This window comes from Dysgonomonas sp. Marseille-P4677 (genome assembly GCF_016652235.1).
Classification (GTDB): Bacteria; Bacteroidota; Bacteroidia; order Bacteroidales; family Dysgonomonadaceae; genus Dysgonomonas.
On record NZ_JAEPKU010000002.1, the window covers coordinates 87,639 to 108,913 of the forward strand.

Below are 21,275 nucleotides of genomic sequence, written 5' to 3' on the forward strand. Positions count from 1 at the left end.
TAAATATGCCTGAACGAAACGATATACTAACCGCTGCTTTAAAAAAGCATTTTGGCTTTGATAAATTCAAAGGAAACCAAAAGTCAATCATCCAGAATGTCCTGGACGAGAAAGACACCTTTGTACTGATGCCTACCGGGGGAGGAAAATCGCTTTGTTACCAATTGCCGGCTTTATTAATGGAAGGAACAGCTGTTATCATCTCTCCTCTCATTGCTTTGATGAAGAATCAGGTGGATGCCATGCGTAATTTTAGTGAAGAAGACGGAGTTGCACATTTCATCAATTCATCACTCAACAAAGCTGCTATAGAACAAGTCAAAAGTGATATTCTTTCAGGAAAAACAAAATTACTGTATGTAGCGCCCGAATCTTTAACGAAAGAGGAAAATATAGATTTTCTTCGTCAAATAAAGATTTCATTCTATGCTATCGATGAAGCTCATTGTATTTCCGAATGGGGGCATGACTTCCGGCCAGAATACAGACGTATACGTCCTATTGTTGCCGAAATAGGAAAACACCCTATAATAGCGCTTACGGCTACAGCCACGCCAAAGGTGCAGATGGACATACAGAAAAATCTAGGAATGACGGAGGCTGACGTTTTTAAAGCGTCGTTCAACAGAGAGAATCTTTTTTATGAAGTTCGTACAAAAACAACGAATGTAGATAAAGATATTATAAAGTATATCAAATCACATGGTAATAAGTCCGGGATTATATATTGTCTTAGTAGAAAAAAAGTAGAAGAATTTGCCGAGATACTTCAGACAAATAATATAAATGCTTTACCATATCATGCAGGCTTAGATGCTAATACCCGATCAGCCAATCAGGATGCATTCTTGATGGAGAAGGTTGACGTTATCGTTGCAACAATCGCCTTTGGTATGGGTATAGACAAACCAGATGTACGATATGTGATACATTATGATATGCCAAAAAGTCTGGAAGGCTATTACCAAGAAACCGGACGTGCCGGCAGAGATGGCGGCGAAGGTAAATGTATTGCATTTTACTCCTTCAAAGACTTACAAAAATTAGAAAAATTTATGCAGGGTAAACCTGTTGCTGAACAAGAAATAGGTAAGCTATTACTTCTTGAGACAGCAGCATATGCAGAGACAGCATTATGCAGAAAAAAAGTACTTCTTCACTATTTTGGAGAAGAATATAAAGAAAAGAACTGTGGAAATTGTGACAATTGTGTAAATCCCAAAAAAGAAGTGGAAGCTAAAGAATTATTATTAACAGCTATTGAAGCTGTAGTTGCGCTAAAAGAGAAATTCAAATCGGACTATGTTATTAATGTACTTAGAGGTAAAGAAACATCAGAAATTGAAACATACGGACATCACGAGCTAGAGGTTTTCGGCTCAGGAGATGATTCCGATGAAGATACATGGAATGCTGTTATTCGACAAGCTCTGATTGCCGGATACTTTGACAAAGACATAGAAAACTATGGCCTACTAAAAGTGACAAAAAAAGGTAAAGACTTTCTCAAGAAACCTGTTTCGTTCAAAATCACAACTGATGAGGATGAAGATATGGCAGATGATGACAGTATCGATGATGTTGTAGTAAAAGGTGGAGGTGGCGGATCGGCTGTCGATCCGGTTTTATTCTCCATTATGAAAGATCTACGTAAGAAAATGGCAAAGCACAATAATGTACCGCCATATGTTATTTTCCAAGATCCTTCTCTTGAGGCTATGGCCACAATCTACCCTATAACGATGGATGAATTACAGAATATCCCCGGAGTAGGAGCAGGTAAAGCTAAAAGATACGGAGCCGATTTTCTTCAGATCATAAAGAAACATGTCGAAGAAAATGAAATAGAAAGACCAGAGGACCTCCGTGTCAGAACTGTTGCCAATAAATCGAAATTGAAAGTAGCAATCGTACAAGCTATCGATAGAAAAGTAGCCCTAGATGATTTAGCTGAATCGAAAGGTATTGACTTTCTAGAATTACTTAATGAAGTCGAAGCTATTGTATATTCAGGCACAAAAATTAACATTGATTATTTTCTTCGTGAAGTAATAGATGAAGACCACTTAGACGATATATTCCAGTATTTTCAAGAAGCAGAATCTGATGATCTGGAAGAAGCAATAAACGAATTGGGTGAATATTCTGAAGATGAGATCCGTTTGGTACGAATCAAATTTATATCAGACATGGCTAACTAACAAATGAAAAGAAAAGCAATCTTTCCAGGAACATTCGACCCTTTTACGATAGGGCATTATTCTTTAGTAAAACGATCTCTCGAATTAGTAGATGAGATCGTTATTGCTATAGGTAAAAATGATGCAAAAAAAAGCTACTTCACCCTTGATAGTCGTATAAATATGATACAGTCCGTATATAAAAACGACAAACGCATATCTGTGGACACTTACGACGGCTTAACTGTAGACTTTGCGAAAATAGTCAATGCTACTTTTATCATGAGAGGGATACGTTCTGTAAATGATTTTGAATACGAAAAAACGATTGCCGATATGAATCGTAAAATATCCGGAATAGAAACATTTATTCTTTTCACCGAACCTGAACTTACACATATTAGCTCTACTATTGTCCGTGAGCTATTAAGATTTGGACATGACGTGAGTCAATTCGTCCCTGAGGGTATGAATTTAAAAATACAAGATTAATAATAAAATAAACTATCACTTGTAAAGCGGTGTTTATTTATAAATCAAGTCAAATATAAGATATGAAAAGAGTTATAATATCAGCTCTCTGTTTTTTCGTTATCATAAACGTATCAGCCCAATTCAAGATGAGCGAAGGCTCGAAAAAAGTAGCTACAACTATGGCGATCATAGAAAACATGTACGTAGATAATGTAGATGATAATAAATTAGCCGAAGATGCTGTTAAATCTCTTCTGGAAAAGCTTGACCCACACTCTACCTACATCAGTTCTGATGAAGTCAAAGATATGAATGAGCCTCTGGAAGGGAACTTCGACGGAATAGGTATTTCTTTCAATATGATGACCGATACATTATATGTTATAGAAACCATTCCCGGAGGACCATCAGAAAAGGTTGGACTAAGAGCCGGTGATAAAATACTATATGTAAATGACACCCTAATTGCCGGACAAAAAAGGTCAACAAAAGATATTATGTCGCGTTTAAAAGGTCCAAAGGGAACTAAAGTGGATGTAAAAGTGCTACGTCGAGGTATACCTGAATTATTAGATTTTACGATAACAAGGGCCAAAATTCCAATTTATAGTATTGATGCCACTTACATGGTAGATAAAACGACTGGTTATATTCGCATCAGCAGATTCGGAGCTACTACCACAAAAGAATTTCAAGACGGTTTAGCTAAGCTAAAAGAGCAAGGTATGCAAAACCTCATACTAGACCTGGAAAGCAATGGAGGTGGATATATGGCGCCTGCCATAGACCTATCAGATGAATTCTTGGATAAAGGAAAACTAATAGTCTATACAGAAGGATTACGCCAACCAAGAAGGGATGAAGTCTCCTCTGTAAAAGGATCTTTCGAAAAAGGTAAACTGGTAATTATGATAAATGAAGGCTCGGCCTCTGCCAGTGAAATCCTATCGGGTGCTGTTCAAGATTGGGATAGAGGTGTTATTGTTGGCCGCAGAAGCTTTGGAAAAGGATTAGTACAAAGACAAATTCCATTACCGGACAACTCTATGATAAGGCTTACTGTAGCCCGTTATTACACCCCTACAGGACGTTCTATACAGAAACCATATACTAATGGTGATCTGCTTTCTTATAACATGGATGTGATAGAAAGATATAATAAGGGCGAGATGATGCATGCTGATAGCATACATTTCCCTGATTCTTTAAAATATAAGACTCTGGTAAATGAAAGAATAGTATATGGTGGTGGGGGTATCATGCCCGATTATTTCGTACCTCTCGATACAGCGAGTTATTCTCTTTATGCCCGTAACATAGCAAATAGAGGGATTATTTATAAAATTGCATATGGCGAAGTTGATAATCATAGAGACGATATCAGAAACTTATATCCAACGAAAGAATCTTTCGTTAAGAAATATGTAATTCCTCAAGAATTATTCGATAAGGTAATAGCTGCCGGAGAAGAAGAGAAAATTACTTTCAATAAAGAAGAATTCGACAAGTCGAAAGAAATCATTGCAACACAATTAAAGGCCCTGTTAGCAAGAGATCTATATGATATGGAAACCTCTATTAAAATATTTAATGAGAATAGTGATACATACAAAAAAGCATATCAAATAATCAATGATGACAATCTGTATTATGGTTTACTAAAAGGCAAGAAATAGAATTCAGTAACTATTACGAATAAAAAGAGGGCGCTTGTTTCTGATCAAGCGCCCTCTTTCTTATATATTATATATAGGATTTATTCTTTTATCTCTTCGTATTTCACATACACTCCTTCATCTTTCGAAAATATCTTTTTACCTGAATAAGACGATGTATTGTGACTGGACGAACTATCTGAATACGTTTTTTTGTAAGAAGAGTAACTTCTATCTTGCGTAGAAGATGATCGACCGAATATAAATGAACCAATACCTCTAACCAAAGAGAGTACAAGCATCACCCCAAATATAACAATGGCAAATAATAGAAATAGTATAAAAGTCATTTTCTTACTCTTTTATTGTTATTAGCTTTTGACAAAAATAGTATACTAGGTGTAAATATAACAATGATTCGGTCTCGGAGTTAAATAGTTTCATTTTATTTAACAAGAGTTTATTATCATAAACAATAAATCAAAGAAAAGCCATATATGCATCAGACAGAATTGTATGCTGTATTAAGATACTACACCCTATAAGAATAAGAATTACTCCTCCGGCTATATTTATCTGAAGATTATATCTTTGTCCGGCTTTACAGCCAAAAATTATACCAAAAGAAGACATTATAAATGTGACAATTCCGATTATTGTAGCAGGTATTAATATCTCCATATTAATTAAAGACAATGATAAACCGACAGCTGTTGCATCTATGCTAGTTGCAATCGCAAGACTTAACATTACTTTAAAATTTAGGGGATTAAAAGGATTATCTTCTTCATCCTTTATACTGCTTATTATAACTCTAGCTCCTAAAAAGAAGAGTATAATAAATGAAAGCCAATGGTCATATTGATCAATATAGCGTGCAAAAGTTGACCCTATAAGCCATCCAAAAACAGTCAGTCCCATTTGAATAAAAGCCAACATACCTGCTATTTTCAAAACATTAATAGCTCTGTGATTACCTATAACAGCACCACTAGTTAGAGCAACCGCCAAACTATCCATAGATAATCCGACGGCCAAAGCAAGTATTTGAATCATAGCCTCTCAGTAACTTCTGATAAAAGTTTACGCTTCTTATCTGTTAATAAACTCTTTTCAGTATCTATGTATCCTAAAGGGAATATTGCAATAGCTTCAATATTTTCAGGCAATCGAAGAGCCTCTTTCAACAACACAGGGTCAAAGTTGCACACCCAACATGTTCCTAATCCAACTTCAGCGGTAGCCAAACAAATATGTTCTGCTGTAATAGCAGCATCAACATCTCCAAAATCTTTATTATCTGTATTTGTCCTCTTCCATGAAACAGAAACATCTTTACAAACAACAATATGCATCGGAGCTGTCTTAAACCACTCTCTATTATAAGACTCCTGAACTTTTGAAACAGCTTCTTTTGTTGTTACTATATAAAATTTCCATGACTGTAGATTACATGCTGAAGGCGCAAGGCGAGCACATTCCAGAATATAATTGACCTTTTCCTCCTCAACCGCATGAGGAAGATAAGCCCTAACCGAATAACGATTTTCGATAAGTTCTTTTAGTTTCATTTAGTGATATGGTTAAGATCGCGATAAGTGCGAATCTAAATATGTCTACTTATTAATAAAAAAATGCTGATATTGAGTAATACCAGCGCGTTATTTATAGTTCTTCCGTTATCTTATAATCATTTCTAGCAGTTGAATTACGAGATACTATCTCTCCTAAAAATCCAGCTAAAAACAGCTGCGTACCTAACAACATCATTGTCAAGGCAATATAGAAATATGGCGAATTAGTAACTAATGGATGTGCAATACCTTGATTTATAGCATAAAGTTTATTCGCTCCAACAATAACTACTGCTACAAAACCAAGTAGGAACATAACCGTTCCCCATAATCCAAAGAAATGCATCGGCTTTCGTCCAAATACAGATAAAAACCAGAGGGTAAGTAGGTCCAGATAGCCATTTACAAAACGGCTTAAACCTGCAAACTTGCTTTTACCATATTTTCGGGCTTGATGATGTACCACCTTCTCCCCTATTTTCCGATAGCCTGCTATACGAGCTAGATAGGGGATATATCGATGCATATCGTTATATATCTCTATGCTCTTCACAACTTCTTTACGATATGCCTTAAGCCCACAATTAAAATCATGTAATTTCACACCTGACACCTTACGTGCAGTAGCATTAAATAGTTTTGTAGGCAAGGTTTTAGACAAAGGGTCATAACGTTTCTTTTTCCAGCCTGAAACCAGATCATAACCATCTTCCTTTATCATCTTATACAAGGCCGGAATCTCATCCGGACTGTCTTGTAAGTCAGCATCCATTGTTATCACGACGTCTCCTTCCACTTTTTGAAAAGCACAGTGTAAGGCCGGTGATTTTCCATAGTTACGTTTAAAACGAATAGCTTTTATTTCGGGAGACGCTTTTCTTAACTCACATATAATATCCCAAGAACGATCAGTGCTACCGTCATCTACAAAGATAACTTCATAAGAAAAAGCATTCTCCTCCATCACTCGTTTTATCCAAGCATGGAGTTCCGAGAGCGACTCTTCTTCATTAAGTAAAGGTATAACAACAGATATATCCATTTGATATTGAGTATTACAATTATTTGCTTTTTGTACTATTGACCAATAACCCCATCAACAAGCCTAGAATCAATCCTAACATGGTATTTTTTATAAATTCGGAAATGATATATATTGGTTGACTTGAAAATATCTTTCCTAACAGTTCTTTCTGATCTGAAGGATTCGGCATTTTTTCTATCATATTCATCACCGGAATAATCATTTTAGTAAAATACGAAGGATCTATAAATTTATAATGAGCATATATAACAATAGCCTCGAAGAAAGATGCAAAAAAACAAATAAGTGTGACAAATAAGACACACGATAATATCCCTTTAGGGCTCTCCGGATCTGCGTCTTTATATTTAAAAGTAAAAATATAAATCAATAGGAAAGTTCCTACATTTAATAAATAATATACATATATAAAAACATGATCTGAAAAGCCTGATCCTATTAGAAATAAGTATTTGACCATCCAGAAAACACCCAGGATCATACCATAATGCATGGCATATTTAAGTAGAGATGCGCCTTTTTCTTTTATATCCGGATTATTAATCATTGCGGTACAAATGTAAGAAATTTGTTTAAAAGAAATAAGTGCAAATCCGGGGATTTACACTTATTTCTATTTATTTAGTTAGCAATAGTCTCTTCTTTCACTCTAAAGTCTAAAGGATCTTTTACCTTCTCTTTTAGAAGAGCGATATCCAACACCTGTTTTATATCATCTACATAATGAAAAGTTAGTCCTTTTAAATAAAGAGGTTTGATTTCATCAATATCTTTTTTGTTCTCTTTACAAAGAATAATATCTTTTATTCCTGCACGTTTGGCGGCAAGTATCTTTTCACGAATTCCGCCAACCGGTAAAACCTTCCCTCGCAAAGTAATCTCACCAGTCATTGCTAGATTTGCTCTTACTTTCCTTTGAGTAAACGCAGACGCTAATGATGTTACCATTGTAATACCGGCAGAAGGACCATCCTTAGGTATAGCACCTTCAGGTACATGCACATGTACATTCCAATTATCAAAGACATCTTCATCTATACCTATAGCCTGTCCATGCGAATGAAGGTACTCCAATGCTAAAACAGCTGACTCCTTCATGACATCACCCAAATTTCCGGTTAATGTAAGCTTTCCACCTTTGCCTCTGCTAAGTGAGGTTTCTATGAAAAGGATCTCTCCTCCAACAGAAGTCCAAGCTAAACCAGTTACTACTCCGGCATAATCATTACCTTGATATTGATCGCGGCTATATTCTATTGCACCAAGATACTCATGTAAGTCGGAAGGTTCTAGCACCTTCTTATATTCCTCTTCCGATGCAACCTTACGTGCAACCTTACGCATTATCTTCGCTAGCTTCTTGTCTAACTCACGAACGCCCGATTCACGAGTATAGTTTTCAACAATCTTTTCAATTGTTTTCTTTGGTATATCTATAACGTCTTTACCCAGTCCGTGATTCTCCATCTGTTTTGGAACCAAGTGTCTGCGAGCTATCTCTATCTTTTCTTCGATAATATATCCGCTCACATCTATAAGCTCCATACGATCGAGTAAAGGTTGCGAAATAGTAGATAGATTATTTGCTGTAGCAAGAAACATTACTTTCGACAAATCATAATCTATATTCAAATAGTTATCGTGAAAGGCTGAATTTTGCTCCGGATCCAATACTTCCAATAAGGCTGATGAAGGATCTCCTTTAAAGTCACTTCCTATTTTATCTATTTCATCTAATACAAAAACCGGGTTAGAAGAACCTGCTTTTAATATATTCTGAATTATTCGCCCCGGCATAGCTCCTATATATGTACGACGATGACCTCTAATTTCCGATTCATCGTGTAATCCACCAAATGAAACTCGTACATATTTTCTATTAAGAGCTTCCGCTACTGATTTCCCTAATGATGTTTTACCAACTCCAGGAGGGCCGTATAAGCAGATAATAGGAGATTTTAAATCGCCCTTCAGCTTTAATACAGCAAGATGCTCAATAATACGCTCTTTTACTTTTTCCAATCCAAAATGATCCCTATCTAAAACTTTTTGAGCATTTTTTAAATTGAAGTTATCTTTTGTATACTCATCCCAAGGTAAATCCAGAAGAGTTTCTATATATGTATATTGAGTCGAATAATCTGGTGATTGCGGATGCAGGCGTTCCAATTTACTCATTTCCTTATCAAAGACTTGAGCAACTTGCGCACTCCATTTCTTTTTGGTCGCCCTTTGCTTGAATTCTTCCAGATCGGCTTGTTGCGGATTACCGCCCAATTCGTCTTGTATTGTTTTTATCTGCTGCTGAAGGAAATATTCTTTTTGTTGTTGATTAAGCTCTTCTCTTGTTTTCATCTGAATATTGAGCTTCATTTCCATCAACTGAGTTTCCCTGTTAAGAATTACCAACAGACGATAGGCTCGTTCTTTATCATCATCAATTTCGAGTAAACTTTGTTTTTCTGCTCCCGATACAGGCAAATTCGCACAACAATAATTTACAAGTACCGATGATACAACATCCGATTTCAATCTTTGTATAAACTCTCTTGGAGGTTCGCCATACATGCGAAGCATCTGTATTGTCAGATCTCGTATAGAATCCAAAAGGGCTTTATATTCTGTATCGGTTTTAAGAACAGGCACTCCTTCTCTTACCTCATAACGGCCTTTCATGAAAGGCTCGTTTTGTGTCAGTTCTGTCAGTCTAAATCTTTTCTTTCCTTGAAAAATGACAGTCACATTTTCATCATCCGGAAGCTCTATAACCCGTATAATCTCACCTATAACTCCTATAGGATACAAATCTGCTATTTCCGGATCATCGTTTTCTGCGTCCTTTTGGCAGATTAGTCCAACATATTTACCTTTTTGGCGATTTACACTTTTTATTAGCTTCAAAGATTTCTTACGAGCAACCGAAATAGGCATACTCGTTCCCGGAAAAATAACTGTATTACGAAGAGGCAAAATAGGCAGCTCTTCTTTCAGATCTTTTTCATTTATATAGCAATCTCCATCGTCGAAGTCATTGGTTATGATAGAAATAACAGGCTCCTTACTTTCTTCGAGACTTAGAATATCTTTTTTTCTATTAAACATATATCCTTTTTTTTTATTTGGATTAATCCCCTCTTAGTTTAAAGGGCTGTAAAAATACAGAATTATAACTAACTTTGCCCCTATTATATAACAAAATTTGTGCCACAAAGTTAGTAATAGATAAACTAATATGATATGCCAAATCCATATTTCAAGTTTAAACAATTTACCGTATTCCATGACCGATGCGCTATGAAAGTAGGAACCGATGGCGTGTTATTAGGAGCTTGGACCAATATAGATAATTGCGAGAGAGCTCTTGATATCGGCACAGGATCGGGACTAATAGCTTTAATGATGGCCCAACGAAACAATAAACTATCTATAGATGCCATAGATATTGACAATTGTGCCTTTGAGCAAGCGAAAGACAATATCAAACTATCTCCATTTGCTAATCAAATAGATTGCATCAATAACTCACTACAAGAATTACAAATTCGCCCAAGTAAAAAATACGACATAATTGTATCTAACCCTCCATTTTTCATCCAATCATTAAAATCGCCTAAGCAAGAACGAACCATTGCGCGCCATACTGACACTCTTTCAGCAGAAGAGTTAGTCCGAATTTCGTCTACACTATTGAATCGAAATGGAAAAATATCTGTAATCTATCCATTCAGCTACAAAAACAGCCTCCTGAATATAGCCAAAGAATATAATCTATTCGTCACACGTATAACAACTGTTTATCCTACCCCAACCTCTTTGCCAAAAAGGATTCTTATGGAGATCTCGAATATGGCTACACCATTGGTAGAATCCGAATTAATAATAGAAAAAGAAAGACATATATATTCTGATGCATTTATAGAATTAGTAAAAGATTATTATCTAAAAATGTAAAATATAACCATAATATTGAGAGGAAATAATTTTATCTCCTCTCAATATTATTTTTATTAAATAGAAGTAATTTTTAGCCCTACAAAAAATGTACGAGGTAGTGATGGCCCGTAAATATACTCCGAGTCACGATTAGGGCCTCTATCGTAATCCTTTTGTATTTGATTGAACATATTTTGCACCCCTGCATTTATCTCTAGCATATTTTTAGTATTCAGGTTGAAAAAGTAAGATAATTTTAGAGTTGTATCAAAGAAACTTTTTGTTTTTACAGTTTCATCCTTTAATACACCTTCCGCTCCCGCAAAATGTGGAGCCAACATGGAACCAGTGTATACTCCGGATAACGAAACTGAATATTGCTTCTTGGGAGAAGCTGTTGCTGAAAAGAAGCCGTAAGTATCGGGCGATCTTAACATCTTCTTTACAGGTTGCACGTATTCTTCCGACGACCAGCTAACAGGCTTAGTATAACGGCTTCTTTGCCATGTAAAGCCACCTTGAATTTCGAGCCAGCTCAAAGGTTGTACTGTTGTTTCCAAGTTTACGCCATATACATATGCTCCATCTCCATTAACACGTGTCATTAAGGTATTCCCCGCAGCATCTACACCCGTTTCCTGAACAACGAACACATTATTTATTTTAGTATAAAAACCTTCTAAAAGAAAATACGAATATATATTTTCGTTATAAAAGCTAAAATCGGCCCCTCCATTTATTGTATTGGAATATTCACGTTTCAGCTCTTTACCGAGCTGAGTAATAGTAGCAGAACCACCTATTACTGGTATATCCAAATCTGAGGCAATAATCTCAGGAGCTCTGTACCCCATAGAATATGCTGCTCGAAGATTTACTTTTTCACCTAATCTATATCTAATACTACTTCGTGGAATCAAATTTATATTACTCAACTTATTATGTTTATCTCCTCTAAGACCTATAATAAAAGTCAAAGCATCATCCCTCCATTCATTCTGTAAATAAAGACTACTCATGTTTACAATTTGCTTTACATTTCTACTGTGAATTGTATCATGAAGATTTGTATATTCTTGGGTAAATCCAGCTGTAAATTTTGCGGGCATAAACAAAAGTTTATCCATATTTACTTCGTATCTAACTGTTCCGGTCAATGCCAATTCTGACGTATTACCGTAACCATCGGGATCATATCCTCCCCCATAATAACTATCTCTACCTGTTTTCTGAACAGACATATTCACCGTAAGCTTTTGCTTATGATCATCACTAAGATGTGTATAACCCATCCCCCCCGAATGTATCCTATAGTCTGTTGTTTCAGCAATCAAAGCTTCGTGTGGAGGACGACTCATATTATCCCCACCTCTGCGATATTCTGATATATAATGACATTCCAACGTAAACTTATCGTGGGATGTCGGTTTCAAAAAAGAACGAAAGCCAAGTGAAGAAGTCCTATTCTTACCTATTTCTGAAAAGCCATCATTATTAGCATCCCAAGGATTCCTATTCCTCATATTTGCAAAAAGAGAAATGCCTGATTTCTTAGATCTATCTACAAAAGAAGAATTGAGATACAAGGTATTATCAGCCGACTTACCATCGATAAGAGACATATTATATTTAGCTTGATAAGAATTTTTCTCAGGCTCCTTTGTTATTATATTTATTACTCCGCCAATAGCATTGGCCCCATAAAGGACAGAACCTCCTCCACGAATAACTTCAACTTGCTCTATCATATTAGTAGGCATCTGCTCCAGACCATACATCTTTGATAAAGAGCTAAAAACCGGTTGTCCATCAATCAACATTTGAGAATATTGCCCTTCAAGACCATTTATTCTTACCTCTTGTGTTCCACAATTCTGACAATTGGTTTCCACCCTCAATCCCGGCATATAATTCAGACCTTGAGATAAAGATGTAGAATTTGTGGCTTCAAAAGCTTTAGTAGTTAATTTATTCACTACTACTGGCGATATTTTCCTATTTAGAGCGTTAGCTGAAGCTGTTATCATTATCTCATCCAATTGCTGATCTTCCGGTTCTATATATAAAGTAACATTCTTAATTTCATTTACCCCAACCGACACTTCTTGTCGCAATGGTGAATAACCTATATATTGTGTAACAACAGCATATGTTCCAGGAAGCAATCCACCTAACACAAAATGTCCGGTCTCATCTGTCATTACAGCAGATTGTTTCCCTTCAATAGAAACTGTTACTCCTGGAAGATGCTCTTCTGTCCCACTATCCAATACATGTCCTTTTAGTGTCGATTTACCTGTTTGCTGAGCCATAAGCCCTATAGAGCAAAATATATAGAATGATAAAAGTTTTATCTTTTTCATGTTTCAATTATAATTATATCATATAAAACGTAGTAACGCGATTTATACAATGCATGAAAGCCCGTAATAAATTACAGTCAAAAGCCTCATCTAAATCGTATAGACAAAGGTTTTAGGGCTTAAAAAAAATAAATATTAAGTAGAAACAGGATTGCATATAGACATACCAACCCTTAATGAATAATTCCTAAAAAAAGAATTATATCGAATTATGAAAAAGAAGAAGTAGGGGGAGCTCTATAATTAAAATAAACTGCAACCGGACAGCTAATGACCTGAGGAGCCAGTTCCTTATATTGTAGTATATCAACATAAAAATCAACACCATCTAAAGTATTGATGCAGTCAGCTTCAAATGAAGTTGTATTCGAAAGTTGATTGAAAGTAAAAAAGCCGGCTGAAGTATGATGATGCGTCTCGAAAGGAGGAAGTTTATCATCATCTGCATTTTTAGCAAATTTATTATAAGGATGCGAATGCACGTAAACCACCCCATTGTAGATGTGGCTATGTACAAAATAAGAAACACAGCCAAAATACCCTAGATATAAGAAGAGTAATAATTTAGCTGTATTTCTTATTTGCTTGGAAGACATTTTGATTGTCTTTATTCGGTATTATTAATATTTACTCGATATAATAGTCATCTTCATGTTAGGTGGATCAGTCCTCAATATAGCAGAGGTAGGATACATCTGATTATATATATCCGTAATAGCCCCCGAAGTGGTTGTCGAAGGTGTTGCATCGACAGGTATCATCAAATATTTGAGATCCGGCAGTTCTGTTTGCCCCTTAGACTTATAATAATCTGCATAATAATTAATTACTGAAGCCAAATTTCCTAGATCATAAGTATTCGATGATGTATTACGAGAGATAACAAAAGATGTTTTATTACTTGAACTATACCTCTTATCGTAGAAATAATTTTCCAGAGAGTCTTTATTTATAACTAAAACATAAGAAGGTCTGATTAATCCCGACTTTTCTTCCTCCTCAGTAAAGCCTTTCACCTTAAAGTTTGCGGCATTGATTACTCTATCTTTACCCACAGTTTTCATTATATCGTCCAAAGGAATCGTAAATTCAGTATATACACCAGCCGGAGTTTTCATATAAGTCCTAACATCGCTTTCTCCAAGCATATCTGTCGGCAATGTATTTTTCACATGATTCATTTGAATAACTTCCGGCGTAACAGGCAAGTGGAATATTCCTACAGCAGCAGAGTCAGCGGTATTAGCTACATTTCTTATCTGATAAGTATAATATATATTAAAACTTGTCTGATCTGTTCGAATAAGAGTTCCCGAGCCAAATGTAGTAGTTACATATATTCCTTTGAAGAATTCACTCATTGCATCAGAATTCTTAAATGTATCCTTCGATTCGAGCCATTCATTATAGAAACGTTCGCCTAAAGACAGATCTAATTGTGTATTAATAGTCCTTATACGATAACCGCTCTCCACCACATTAGGAAGATCCTGAATAGAAAATATATTTTGCCCCAGAAGCTTACTCATATTATCTGTATACTTCGCAGGGTCGACACTTGTGAAGAAAAATGCTTTTAGTGGTTTTGTAACTTCATAGACTGATAATCCCATCGGAGCAACTGTATCTCCGGTAAAATATGTAAACTCTGTATTTAAAAAGACAGAGTCGATTGTCACTTTTTTATTATTCGGATTCTTAAACTCTATATCCTCTGGGCAAAATAGCTCTGTCATGTAATCTGACTTTACCTTTCCAAATATAGGATCAATATACTCGCCTAATAATCCATATTCGGTACGGGCATATACTGAATCTTCAAAAGAGTATGTTGCGGCCCTCAGGTCAATAGTATCACCTTTTGCGTTTATATCATCCTTTTCAGGCTGTATACTTTCACCTAACTGACCAAGATTATCTTCGCAAGCAACAAATATAATCGCAAAAAAAGCTATGAATAGGCTTAATAATGTTTTAATTTTCATTCAAATAATGTTAATTCAAATTTGGGATTCAAATATCTAAAAAAATGCTGTTTACTAAAAATAAAACAGCATTTTTCTAATTTTATTTTAGATACTTTAAAGATTCTCGTAAAAATCATTGATTGCATCAACCGAAACATCTAATTCACCAGGATATGAAAGAAATTTTTTATCGGAATTATTTACAAAATCGAGGACGTTTTTATTCACTGATGCTTCGCTTTGAATAACACCATCTGCATATTTGATTGCAAAATTAGTAAGCGTTTCATAGTCCACTACATCTTTTAATTCAGAAACGTCTTTATCCTTTAAGCCATCAAATTTTAGTTTATTAACAAAATTTTCGCTAAAAGGCTGTTTAAAATCGTCATTATATAAAGAATATACAATTTTTGAATTTTTGAAACAAGGATCATCAGCATATGCTGTTTTTATATACAATCCTGTCAACGCTGTCATCCAGCCATGACAATCAATCACATCCGGTATCCAACGTAATTTCTTGATTGTTTCCAACACACCCCTTACATAAAATATACTTCTTTCATCATTATCAGAGAACTCCACATCGTCATCATCAGCAACGGTATACTTACGCTTAAAGTAATCATCATTATCGATAAAATAAATTTGCATACGGGCTGCCTGAATAGAAGCCACCTTTATAATCAATGGGTGGTCCGTATCATCAATAATAAGATTCATACCCGAAAGACGGATTACTTCATGAAGTTGGTTTCTTCTCTCGTTTATATTTCCAAATCTCGGCATAAAGGTCCTTATCTCCTGCCCCTTTTCCTGTATAGCTTGTGGTAAGTATCTACAATTTGTTGCAATTGCTGACTCAGGAAGATATGGTGTTATCTCCTGCGTAATGTATAAAATCTTTTTTGTACTCATTTAATTAGGTCTCTTCAGAATTCGATTGAGAGTACAAAGATAATAAAAAAAAATCTTCTTTTTTGCAAACTCTGGAGTACAATATTCTATTTTTCAAGTTTTAAAGTATAAATAAAAATAAAAGGACGTTTGGAGAATAGACACGAACTCTAAAAAAGCAACCTAGAAAAAAAAGTATATCCAGAACCCTCCAATGCGTTAAAATACACAACAAATATGTTTGTTTGTTTCGCCATTTCATAATTATTTACTTGCTTTGTATCCGTTTTGGTTATTAGGCAAATATGAACTTGATAAATACAGTTAAAGGTGTGCAGGAGATGGTTACATCCTTGCGCAAAGAAGGTAAATCAATAGGTTTTGTTCCCACAATGGGAGCTTTACACGAAGGCCATCTATCGTTGGTTAAACAATGTATTTCCGACAATGATATCTGCATAGTGAGTATCTTTGTAAATCCGACTCAGTTCAACAACAAAGAAGACCTATTAAAATATCCCAGAAACTTAGAGAAAGATTGTCTATATCTGGAAAAAGCAGGAGTTCATATTGTTTTTGCACCGTCTGTAGAAGAGATCTACCCTGAACCTGACACTCGCCAATTCGATTTTGGACAAATAGACAAGGTAATGGAAGGCGAACATCGCCCCGGACATTTCAACGGAGTAGCACAAGTAGTAAGTCGCCTATTTGACGTAATAAAACCAAACAAAGCATATTTCGGAGAGAAGGACTTCCAACAATTAGCCATTATAAGAGAGATGGTCAAACAATTGGAATTAGATGTGGAAATTGTTCCAATGCCGATTGTACGCGAAGCAACTGGACTTGCTCTTAGCAGCCGCAATGAACGATTGAATCCGGAACAAAAGCAAGATGCTGTAAAAATATCGGAGATAATACTCGGACTAAGTAAAAATTGGAACGAGTACTCTGTAAACGAACTAAAAAGGGTTGTTATTGATAAGATCAACGAAGTAGAATCTCTCCAAGTAGAATACTTTGAAATTGTAGATGGATTTTCTTTGCAACCGATACAACATTGGCCTGACACCGAATACGCAGTAGGCTGTATAGCTGTTTTCTGCGGAGATGTGCGGTTAATAGACAATGTTACTTATTATTAATCACAGTATAATCATGATTGTAGAAGTCGTTAAATCAAAATTGCATCGCGTCACTGTAACCGAAGCCAATTTGAACTACATAGGAAGTATCACTATCGATGAGGACCTGATGGATGCCGTCAACTTTATCGAAGGAGAAAAGGTGCAGATTGTGAACAACAATAATGGAGAGCGCCTGGAAACCTATATCATAAAAGGAGAACGTGGTTCAGGAGCGATCTGCCTTAATGGTGCTGCTGCCCGACGCGTTCAGCCAGGAGATATTGTTATTATTATGTCTTACGCTCAAATGGAATTTGAAGAAGCCAAATCTTTCAAACCTTGGGTTGCCTTCCCCGACACAAAGACAAACAAGCTAATTAAATAAACTTAAACACTAATCGCTATCAGCTATAGCTAGACGGCTCATACATGCACTCATATTCGTATAAAGATATATGGAAGGTAAGCGCACCTATTATGCTAGGCTTACTTGCCCAAAACATTGTTCAACTCACAGCAACGATCTTTCTAGGACAGGTCGGTGAAGTCGAGCAGAGTGCTTCTGGGCTAGCCGGAATATATTACATAGCGTTCTTCACCCTTTGTTTTGGCTTTAGCATTGGCGGACAGATTATGATTAGCCGCCGCAATGGTGAGCAGAATTATAACAAAATAGGAAGTATTGTAATACAAGGTATTATATTCCTCGAAGTATTAGCTCTTCTATTGTTTACAGGCTCTTCATTGATGTCCAAATATATCCTCCCTGGATTTATGGATTCTCCCGAAGTATATGCGGCTGTAGACTCCTATCTTTCATGGCGAATATTCGGTTTTTTCTTTGCTTCTATCAATGTTATGTTCCGGGCATTCTACGTTGGTATTGCACGTACTCCTGTATTAACAATGAATGCAATAGTAATGGCTGTAGTTAATTTTGCCGGAGACTACATCCTTATATTCGGTAACTTTGGATTCCCTAAGCTAGGGATTGCAGGAGCCGGAATGGCCGCTGTAATATCAGAAATAGCGTCTGTATTATTTTTTGTTATTTACACACTGAGAACCGTAGATCTGAAAAAGTACGGCTTCATGAAGATGAAATTCAGATTCTCGATAGTAAAGAGTATTTTAAGCATATCCTCTTTCACTATGATCCAGTATCTGATTTCTATGTCTACATGGTTTTTATTTTTCATGGCAATAGAACAACATTCGGCTCGTGCACTTGCCATTACCAATATAGTACGAAACTTTTATATGCTATTTTTCATCCCGATGAATGCTTTAGCTACCACAGCCAATACCCTTGTTGGCAATACAATGGGAGCCGGCCAAATAAAAGACGTAATACCATTGGTTAAAAGAATATGCAAACTTAGTCTTGGCGTTATAGCTATCGTCATGCTCATCACAGGGATTGGTGCTGAATTCTGGATATCACTTATAGCCTCACACGAAGACATAAGCCTGATACCCGAATCGGTAACTCCACTTCTTGTTGTTGTATTTGCACTACCTATATGCAGCATCAGTACTGTTGTGTTTAATTCCATATCGGGAACAGGAAATACACGAGCAGCTCTTTATCTTGAGATAATCACTCTTATCCTCTATGTACTATATATGTATTGGATAGTAATATACAAAGAAGCATCCGTAGCTGTTTCCTGGTCTGTGGAATATGTTTATTGGGGATGCTTGCTCTTTTTCTCATTCCTATATTTAAGATATGGAAAATGGCAACTAAAAAAAATATAATCAAATATAGAAACACTTAACAAGCTCACAATCACTAATTATAATTAACAGTAGAAAGCCGTAAGATTAAAAATGCTTAATAGCCTCATCGCTTTTACTCGTTCACATAAGGCTTTTTGATATTTTGGTCTTATCTTTGCGCAGAAGAGCGGTTGGATTGGAAAGAAATCTATTCGATCAAATGTTTATTTTCGCAAGGTAAATGGCCGCTATAAAAGGTAGTTAATGGTATATATCATTATAAAAGGTTTATTTATTGGCTTCTTGTCATCAGCACCCATGGGTCCTGTTGGTATGTTATGTATACAACGTACCTTGAATGAAGGAAGAAAAAATGGGTTAATGACGGGCATCGGTGCTGTAGTCGGAGATATGCTTATCGCCCTACTAGCTATCATTGCAGCATTAGGCCTTGGGTTTAGTACCGAGTTCATTCAACAACACGAAGGACCACTTAAGGTCATCGGAAGTATAGTTCTAATTGTTTTTGGAGCTCTTGTTTTCAACAAAAACCCATCTAAGAATCTGACCAAATTGAAAGAGAACAAGATCTCCACATGGAAGGTCTTTATATCTTCATTGTTTCTCACTATTTCAAATATCGCCACATTATTCTTATACATTGCGCTATTTGCCCGCTTCAATGTTATTGATGCCGATAAGCCCTTCGGTTACGACCTCATCACAATCTTTTTTATAGGCATAGGAGCTTTTCTCTGGTGGCTATTAGTTACCTATTTTGTGAATAAGCTGCGTAGTCATTTCAACCCCAGAGGCCTTCAGATTTTCAACAAGATAATAGGAATACTACTCATCGGGTTAGGAGTAGCAGGCATCATCACAGGAACCTTAATGGGAATTGATATTTTCTAGTCGGGATTTTGTAATTTCACCGTTATACCATAATAGCGAGTCATCAATTCGGCCGAAAAAGGATCTTCTCCATGTATATAAACATTTCCATCATACCGTTCAAATTGACATTCCTTTTTTCCCGACACTTTGGCTTCTTCTATCTGAACCTCTCTCTGCTTTACTATATTTCGATATCTGTTTATCTCTTTAGCAGCCAGATAGTATGTAAATATAAAACTAAAGAGCCCCAATACAATTATACCTAAGCGCATCTGGCGAAGAAAGCTATTTCGGAAATCAAGATTATAGAATAAAATACCAGCCCCTATAATAAGATAAGTAATCACACCAAATAGTGCCCTGCGAGGAAATGTTGGAGCAAGCAACATTGCATAAACAGCTGCTATGGCAGCTATGGAATATATCATGCTCAATTTAAGCTGTCCTGACCTGTCCTCCCTATAGAAACGAGAGTATAACACATAAACCACAAAACTTGTCATAATCAATGGACCACAATAATAAAAGAATGTAAGGGTACAATTAAACAAGCGATACCCCATAAGATACAAACTCATAGGAGAGCTTCCTGCACGCTCAAAATTTCCCGGCGCCAATATCATAACAGCATAACCCACAACTGCTCCTATCAGCCCCAATACGCCCCATATTGGCACATACCAACGAGATGACCGGTAGCATAAAAAGAATAAGATTACTATCAGTATCATAGCGCCTGCCGTATTCTCATTAGTCCATCCGGCAATGATACCAAATATGAAAAGCAACACAGAAAACGATATCTGTCGAAAAGGATTAAGCTCTTTACCTTCATACAAACGATATGGTAGCAAGAACAAAAGAATAAAAAACGTACCCCACAGATAATTCGCAGCTCCGGTAATCCACAAAATTGTATCTCCAAACACCGGCTGCATAAACCATATCGACAAATTGATCAGGACAAATAATGAAATACTATTTTCGCCTCTTCCTCTTATATGGTAATAAATAAGGAAAGTATAAATCACATATATAAGGGAATTTAGAACATCGGTAATACAAGAAGGTAACAAAAGTAACACTTGTGCAATAAAATGGACAATACTTCGCCCTCCCCACATATAATAATGATTTATTTGTGATTGTACGATATCTCCTATCGTGCTTATTCGAGCATCATCCCCATATATAAATAAATAGGCGAAATCATCTGAAATAAGTGGTGTCAGAACATTCAAAAGTAACACCAGTAAAAAACAAGAAAGCGCAATAAACACCCATAGTAACTTATTTTTCAACCCTCTGCGACTCACCTTTTCCTCCAGAACATCTATCTTGCGACAAATCACTCTGACAAAACTCAATATATGACTAAATAGATCCGATTGTACCTTACTCATTCAACTATATAATTTCTATGTGCAGCATATTTAAC

General features: G+C 36.0%; 19 protein-coding genes. 8 read left to right on the forward strand and 11 right to left on the reverse strand.

Annotation, left to right across the window (positions count from 1 at the left end; all coding sequences use genetic code 11):
• Window positions 1–5 precede the first annotated feature (5 nt).
• The 3 genes from recQ to JGH11_RS01235 all read left to right on the forward strand — a co-directional run bounded on the left by recQ (window position 6) and on the right by JGH11_RS01235 (window position 4,330).
• Window positions 6–2,201 (forward strand): DNA helicase RecQ, encoded by a 2,196-nt coding sequence (gene recQ / locus JGH11_RS01225; RefSeq protein WP_201109733.1) that lies wholly within the window; start codon window positions 6–8, stop codon window positions 2,199–2,201.
• 3 nt (window positions 2,202–2,204) lie between these two features.
• Window positions 2,205–2,672: a pantetheine-phosphate adenylyltransferase gene (gene coaD / locus JGH11_RS01230; protein ID WP_201109734.1), complete on the forward strand. Its 468-nt coding sequence runs from the start codon at window positions 2,205–2,207 to the stop codon at window positions 2,670–2,672.
• Window positions 2,673–2,734: 62 nt separating this feature from the next.
• A complete protein-coding gene (locus JGH11_RS01235; protein WP_201109735.1) occupies window positions 2,735–4,330 on the forward strand; it encodes a S41 family peptidase in 1,596 nt (531 codons plus the stop codon).
• A gap of 80 nt (window positions 4,331–4,410) precedes the next feature.
• On the opposite strand, the gene JGH11_RS01240 is transcribed toward JGH11_RS01235, so the two are convergent.
• From JGH11_RS01240 to lon, 6 genes are all read right to left on the reverse strand, one after another.
• Entirely contained in the window at window positions 4,411–4,659 is a 249-nt protein-coding gene (locus tag JGH11_RS01240; protein ID WP_201109736.1) for a DUF4834 family protein, read from the reverse strand.
• 130 nt (window positions 4,660–4,789) lie between these two features.
• A complete protein-coding gene (locus tag JGH11_RS01245; RefSeq protein ID WP_201109737.1) occupies window positions 4,790–5,365 on the reverse strand; it encodes a manganese efflux pump MntP family protein in 576 nt (191 codons plus the stop codon).
• Window positions 5,362–5,880 (reverse strand): nitroreductase family protein, encoded by a 519-nt coding sequence (locus JGH11_RS01250; protein ID WP_201109738.1) that lies wholly within the window; start codon window positions 5,878–5,880, stop codon window positions 5,362–5,364. The genes JGH11_RS01245 and JGH11_RS01250 overlap by 4 nt, the downstream gene beginning before the upstream one ends.
• A 94-nt stretch (window positions 5,881–5,974) precedes the next feature.
• Entirely contained in the window at window positions 5,975–6,925 is a 951-nt protein-coding gene (locus tag JGH11_RS01255) for a glycosyltransferase family 2 protein (RefSeq protein ID WP_201109739.1), read from the reverse strand.
• A gap of 19 nt (window positions 6,926–6,944) precedes the next feature.
• Window positions 6,945–7,475 (reverse strand): DUF4199 domain-containing protein, encoded by a 531-nt coding sequence (locus JGH11_RS01260; RefSeq protein WP_201109740.1) that lies wholly within the window; start codon window positions 7,473–7,475, stop codon window positions 6,945–6,947.
• A gap of 74 nt (window positions 7,476–7,549) precedes the next feature.
• Window positions 7,550–10,030 (reverse strand): endopeptidase La, encoded by a 2,481-nt coding sequence (gene lon / locus JGH11_RS01265; protein WP_201109741.1) that lies wholly within the window; start codon window positions 10,028–10,030, stop codon window positions 7,550–7,552.
• Between the two features lie 135 nt (window positions 10,031–10,165).
• On the opposite strand from lon, the gene JGH11_RS01270 reads away from it, so the two are divergent.
• Window positions 10,166–10,879: a tRNA1(Val) (adenine(37)-N6)-methyltransferase gene (locus JGH11_RS01270; RefSeq protein WP_201109742.1), complete on the forward strand. Its 714-nt coding sequence runs from the start codon at window positions 10,166–10,168 to the stop codon at window positions 10,877–10,879.
• 56 nt (window positions 10,880–10,935) lie between these two features.
• Here JGH11_RS01270 and JGH11_RS01275 read toward each other — a convergent pair whose 3' ends face one another.
• From JGH11_RS01275 to JGH11_RS01290, 4 genes are all read right to left on the reverse strand, one after another.
• On the reverse strand, window positions 10,936–13,224 hold the full coding sequence (locus JGH11_RS01275) for a TonB-dependent receptor (protein WP_201109743.1): 2,289 nt from the start codon (window positions 13,222–13,224) through the stop codon (window positions 10,936–10,938).
• A 209-nt stretch (window positions 13,225–13,433) separates the two neighbouring features.
• Complete coding sequence (locus JGH11_RS01280) at window positions 13,434–13,820, reverse strand: hypothetical protein (protein ID WP_201109744.1); 387 nt, start codon at window positions 13,818–13,820, stop codon at window positions 13,434–13,436.
• A gap of 24 nt (window positions 13,821–13,844) precedes the next feature.
• Window positions 13,845–15,209 carry a DUF4270 domain-containing protein gene (locus tag JGH11_RS01285; protein ID WP_201109745.1) on the reverse strand — a complete coding sequence of 455 codons (1,365 nt, stop codon included), beginning with the start codon at window positions 15,207–15,209 and terminating at the stop codon, window positions 13,845–13,847.
• Between the two features lie 96 nt (window positions 15,210–15,305).
• On the reverse strand, window positions 15,306–16,112 hold the full coding sequence (locus JGH11_RS01290) for a glycogen/starch synthase (RefSeq protein WP_201109746.1): 807 nt from the start codon (window positions 16,110–16,112) through the stop codon (window positions 15,306–15,308).
• A 284-nt stretch (window positions 16,113–16,396) separates the two neighbouring features.
• On the opposite strand from JGH11_RS01290, the gene panC reads away from it, so the two are divergent.
• The 4 genes from panC (at window position 16,397) to JGH11_RS01310 (ending at window position 19,855) form a co-directional block, all read left to right on the forward strand.
• Window positions 16,397–17,239 (forward strand): pantoate--beta-alanine ligase, encoded by an 843-nt coding sequence (gene panC, locus JGH11_RS01295; RefSeq protein WP_201109747.1) that lies wholly within the window; start codon window positions 16,397–16,399, stop codon window positions 17,237–17,239.
• A 13-nt stretch (window positions 17,240–17,252) separates the two neighbouring features.
• Window positions 17,253–17,606 carry an aspartate 1-decarboxylase gene (panD, locus tag JGH11_RS01300; RefSeq protein WP_201109748.1) on the forward strand — a complete coding sequence of 118 codons (354 nt, stop codon included), beginning with the start codon at window positions 17,253–17,255 and terminating at the stop codon, window positions 17,604–17,606.
• A 44-nt stretch (window positions 17,607–17,650) separates the two neighbouring features.
• Complete coding sequence (locus tag JGH11_RS01305) at window positions 17,651–18,982, forward strand: MATE family efflux transporter (RefSeq protein ID WP_201109749.1); 1,332 nt, start codon at window positions 17,651–17,653, stop codon at window positions 18,980–18,982.
• A gap of 225 nt (window positions 18,983–19,207) precedes the next feature.
• A complete protein-coding gene (locus JGH11_RS01310) occupies window positions 19,208–19,855 on the forward strand; it encodes a LysE family translocator (protein WP_201109750.1) in 648 nt (215 codons plus the stop codon).
• On the opposite strand, the gene JGH11_RS01315 is transcribed toward JGH11_RS01310, so the two are convergent.
• Window positions 19,852–21,240 carry a DUF6056 family protein gene (locus JGH11_RS01315; protein WP_201109751.1) on the reverse strand — a complete coding sequence of 463 codons (1,389 nt, stop codon included), beginning with the start codon at window positions 21,238–21,240 and terminating at the stop codon, window positions 19,852–19,854. The genes JGH11_RS01310 and JGH11_RS01315 overlap by 4 nt on opposite strands.
• Between the last annotated feature and the right edge of the window lie 35 nt (window positions 21,241–21,275).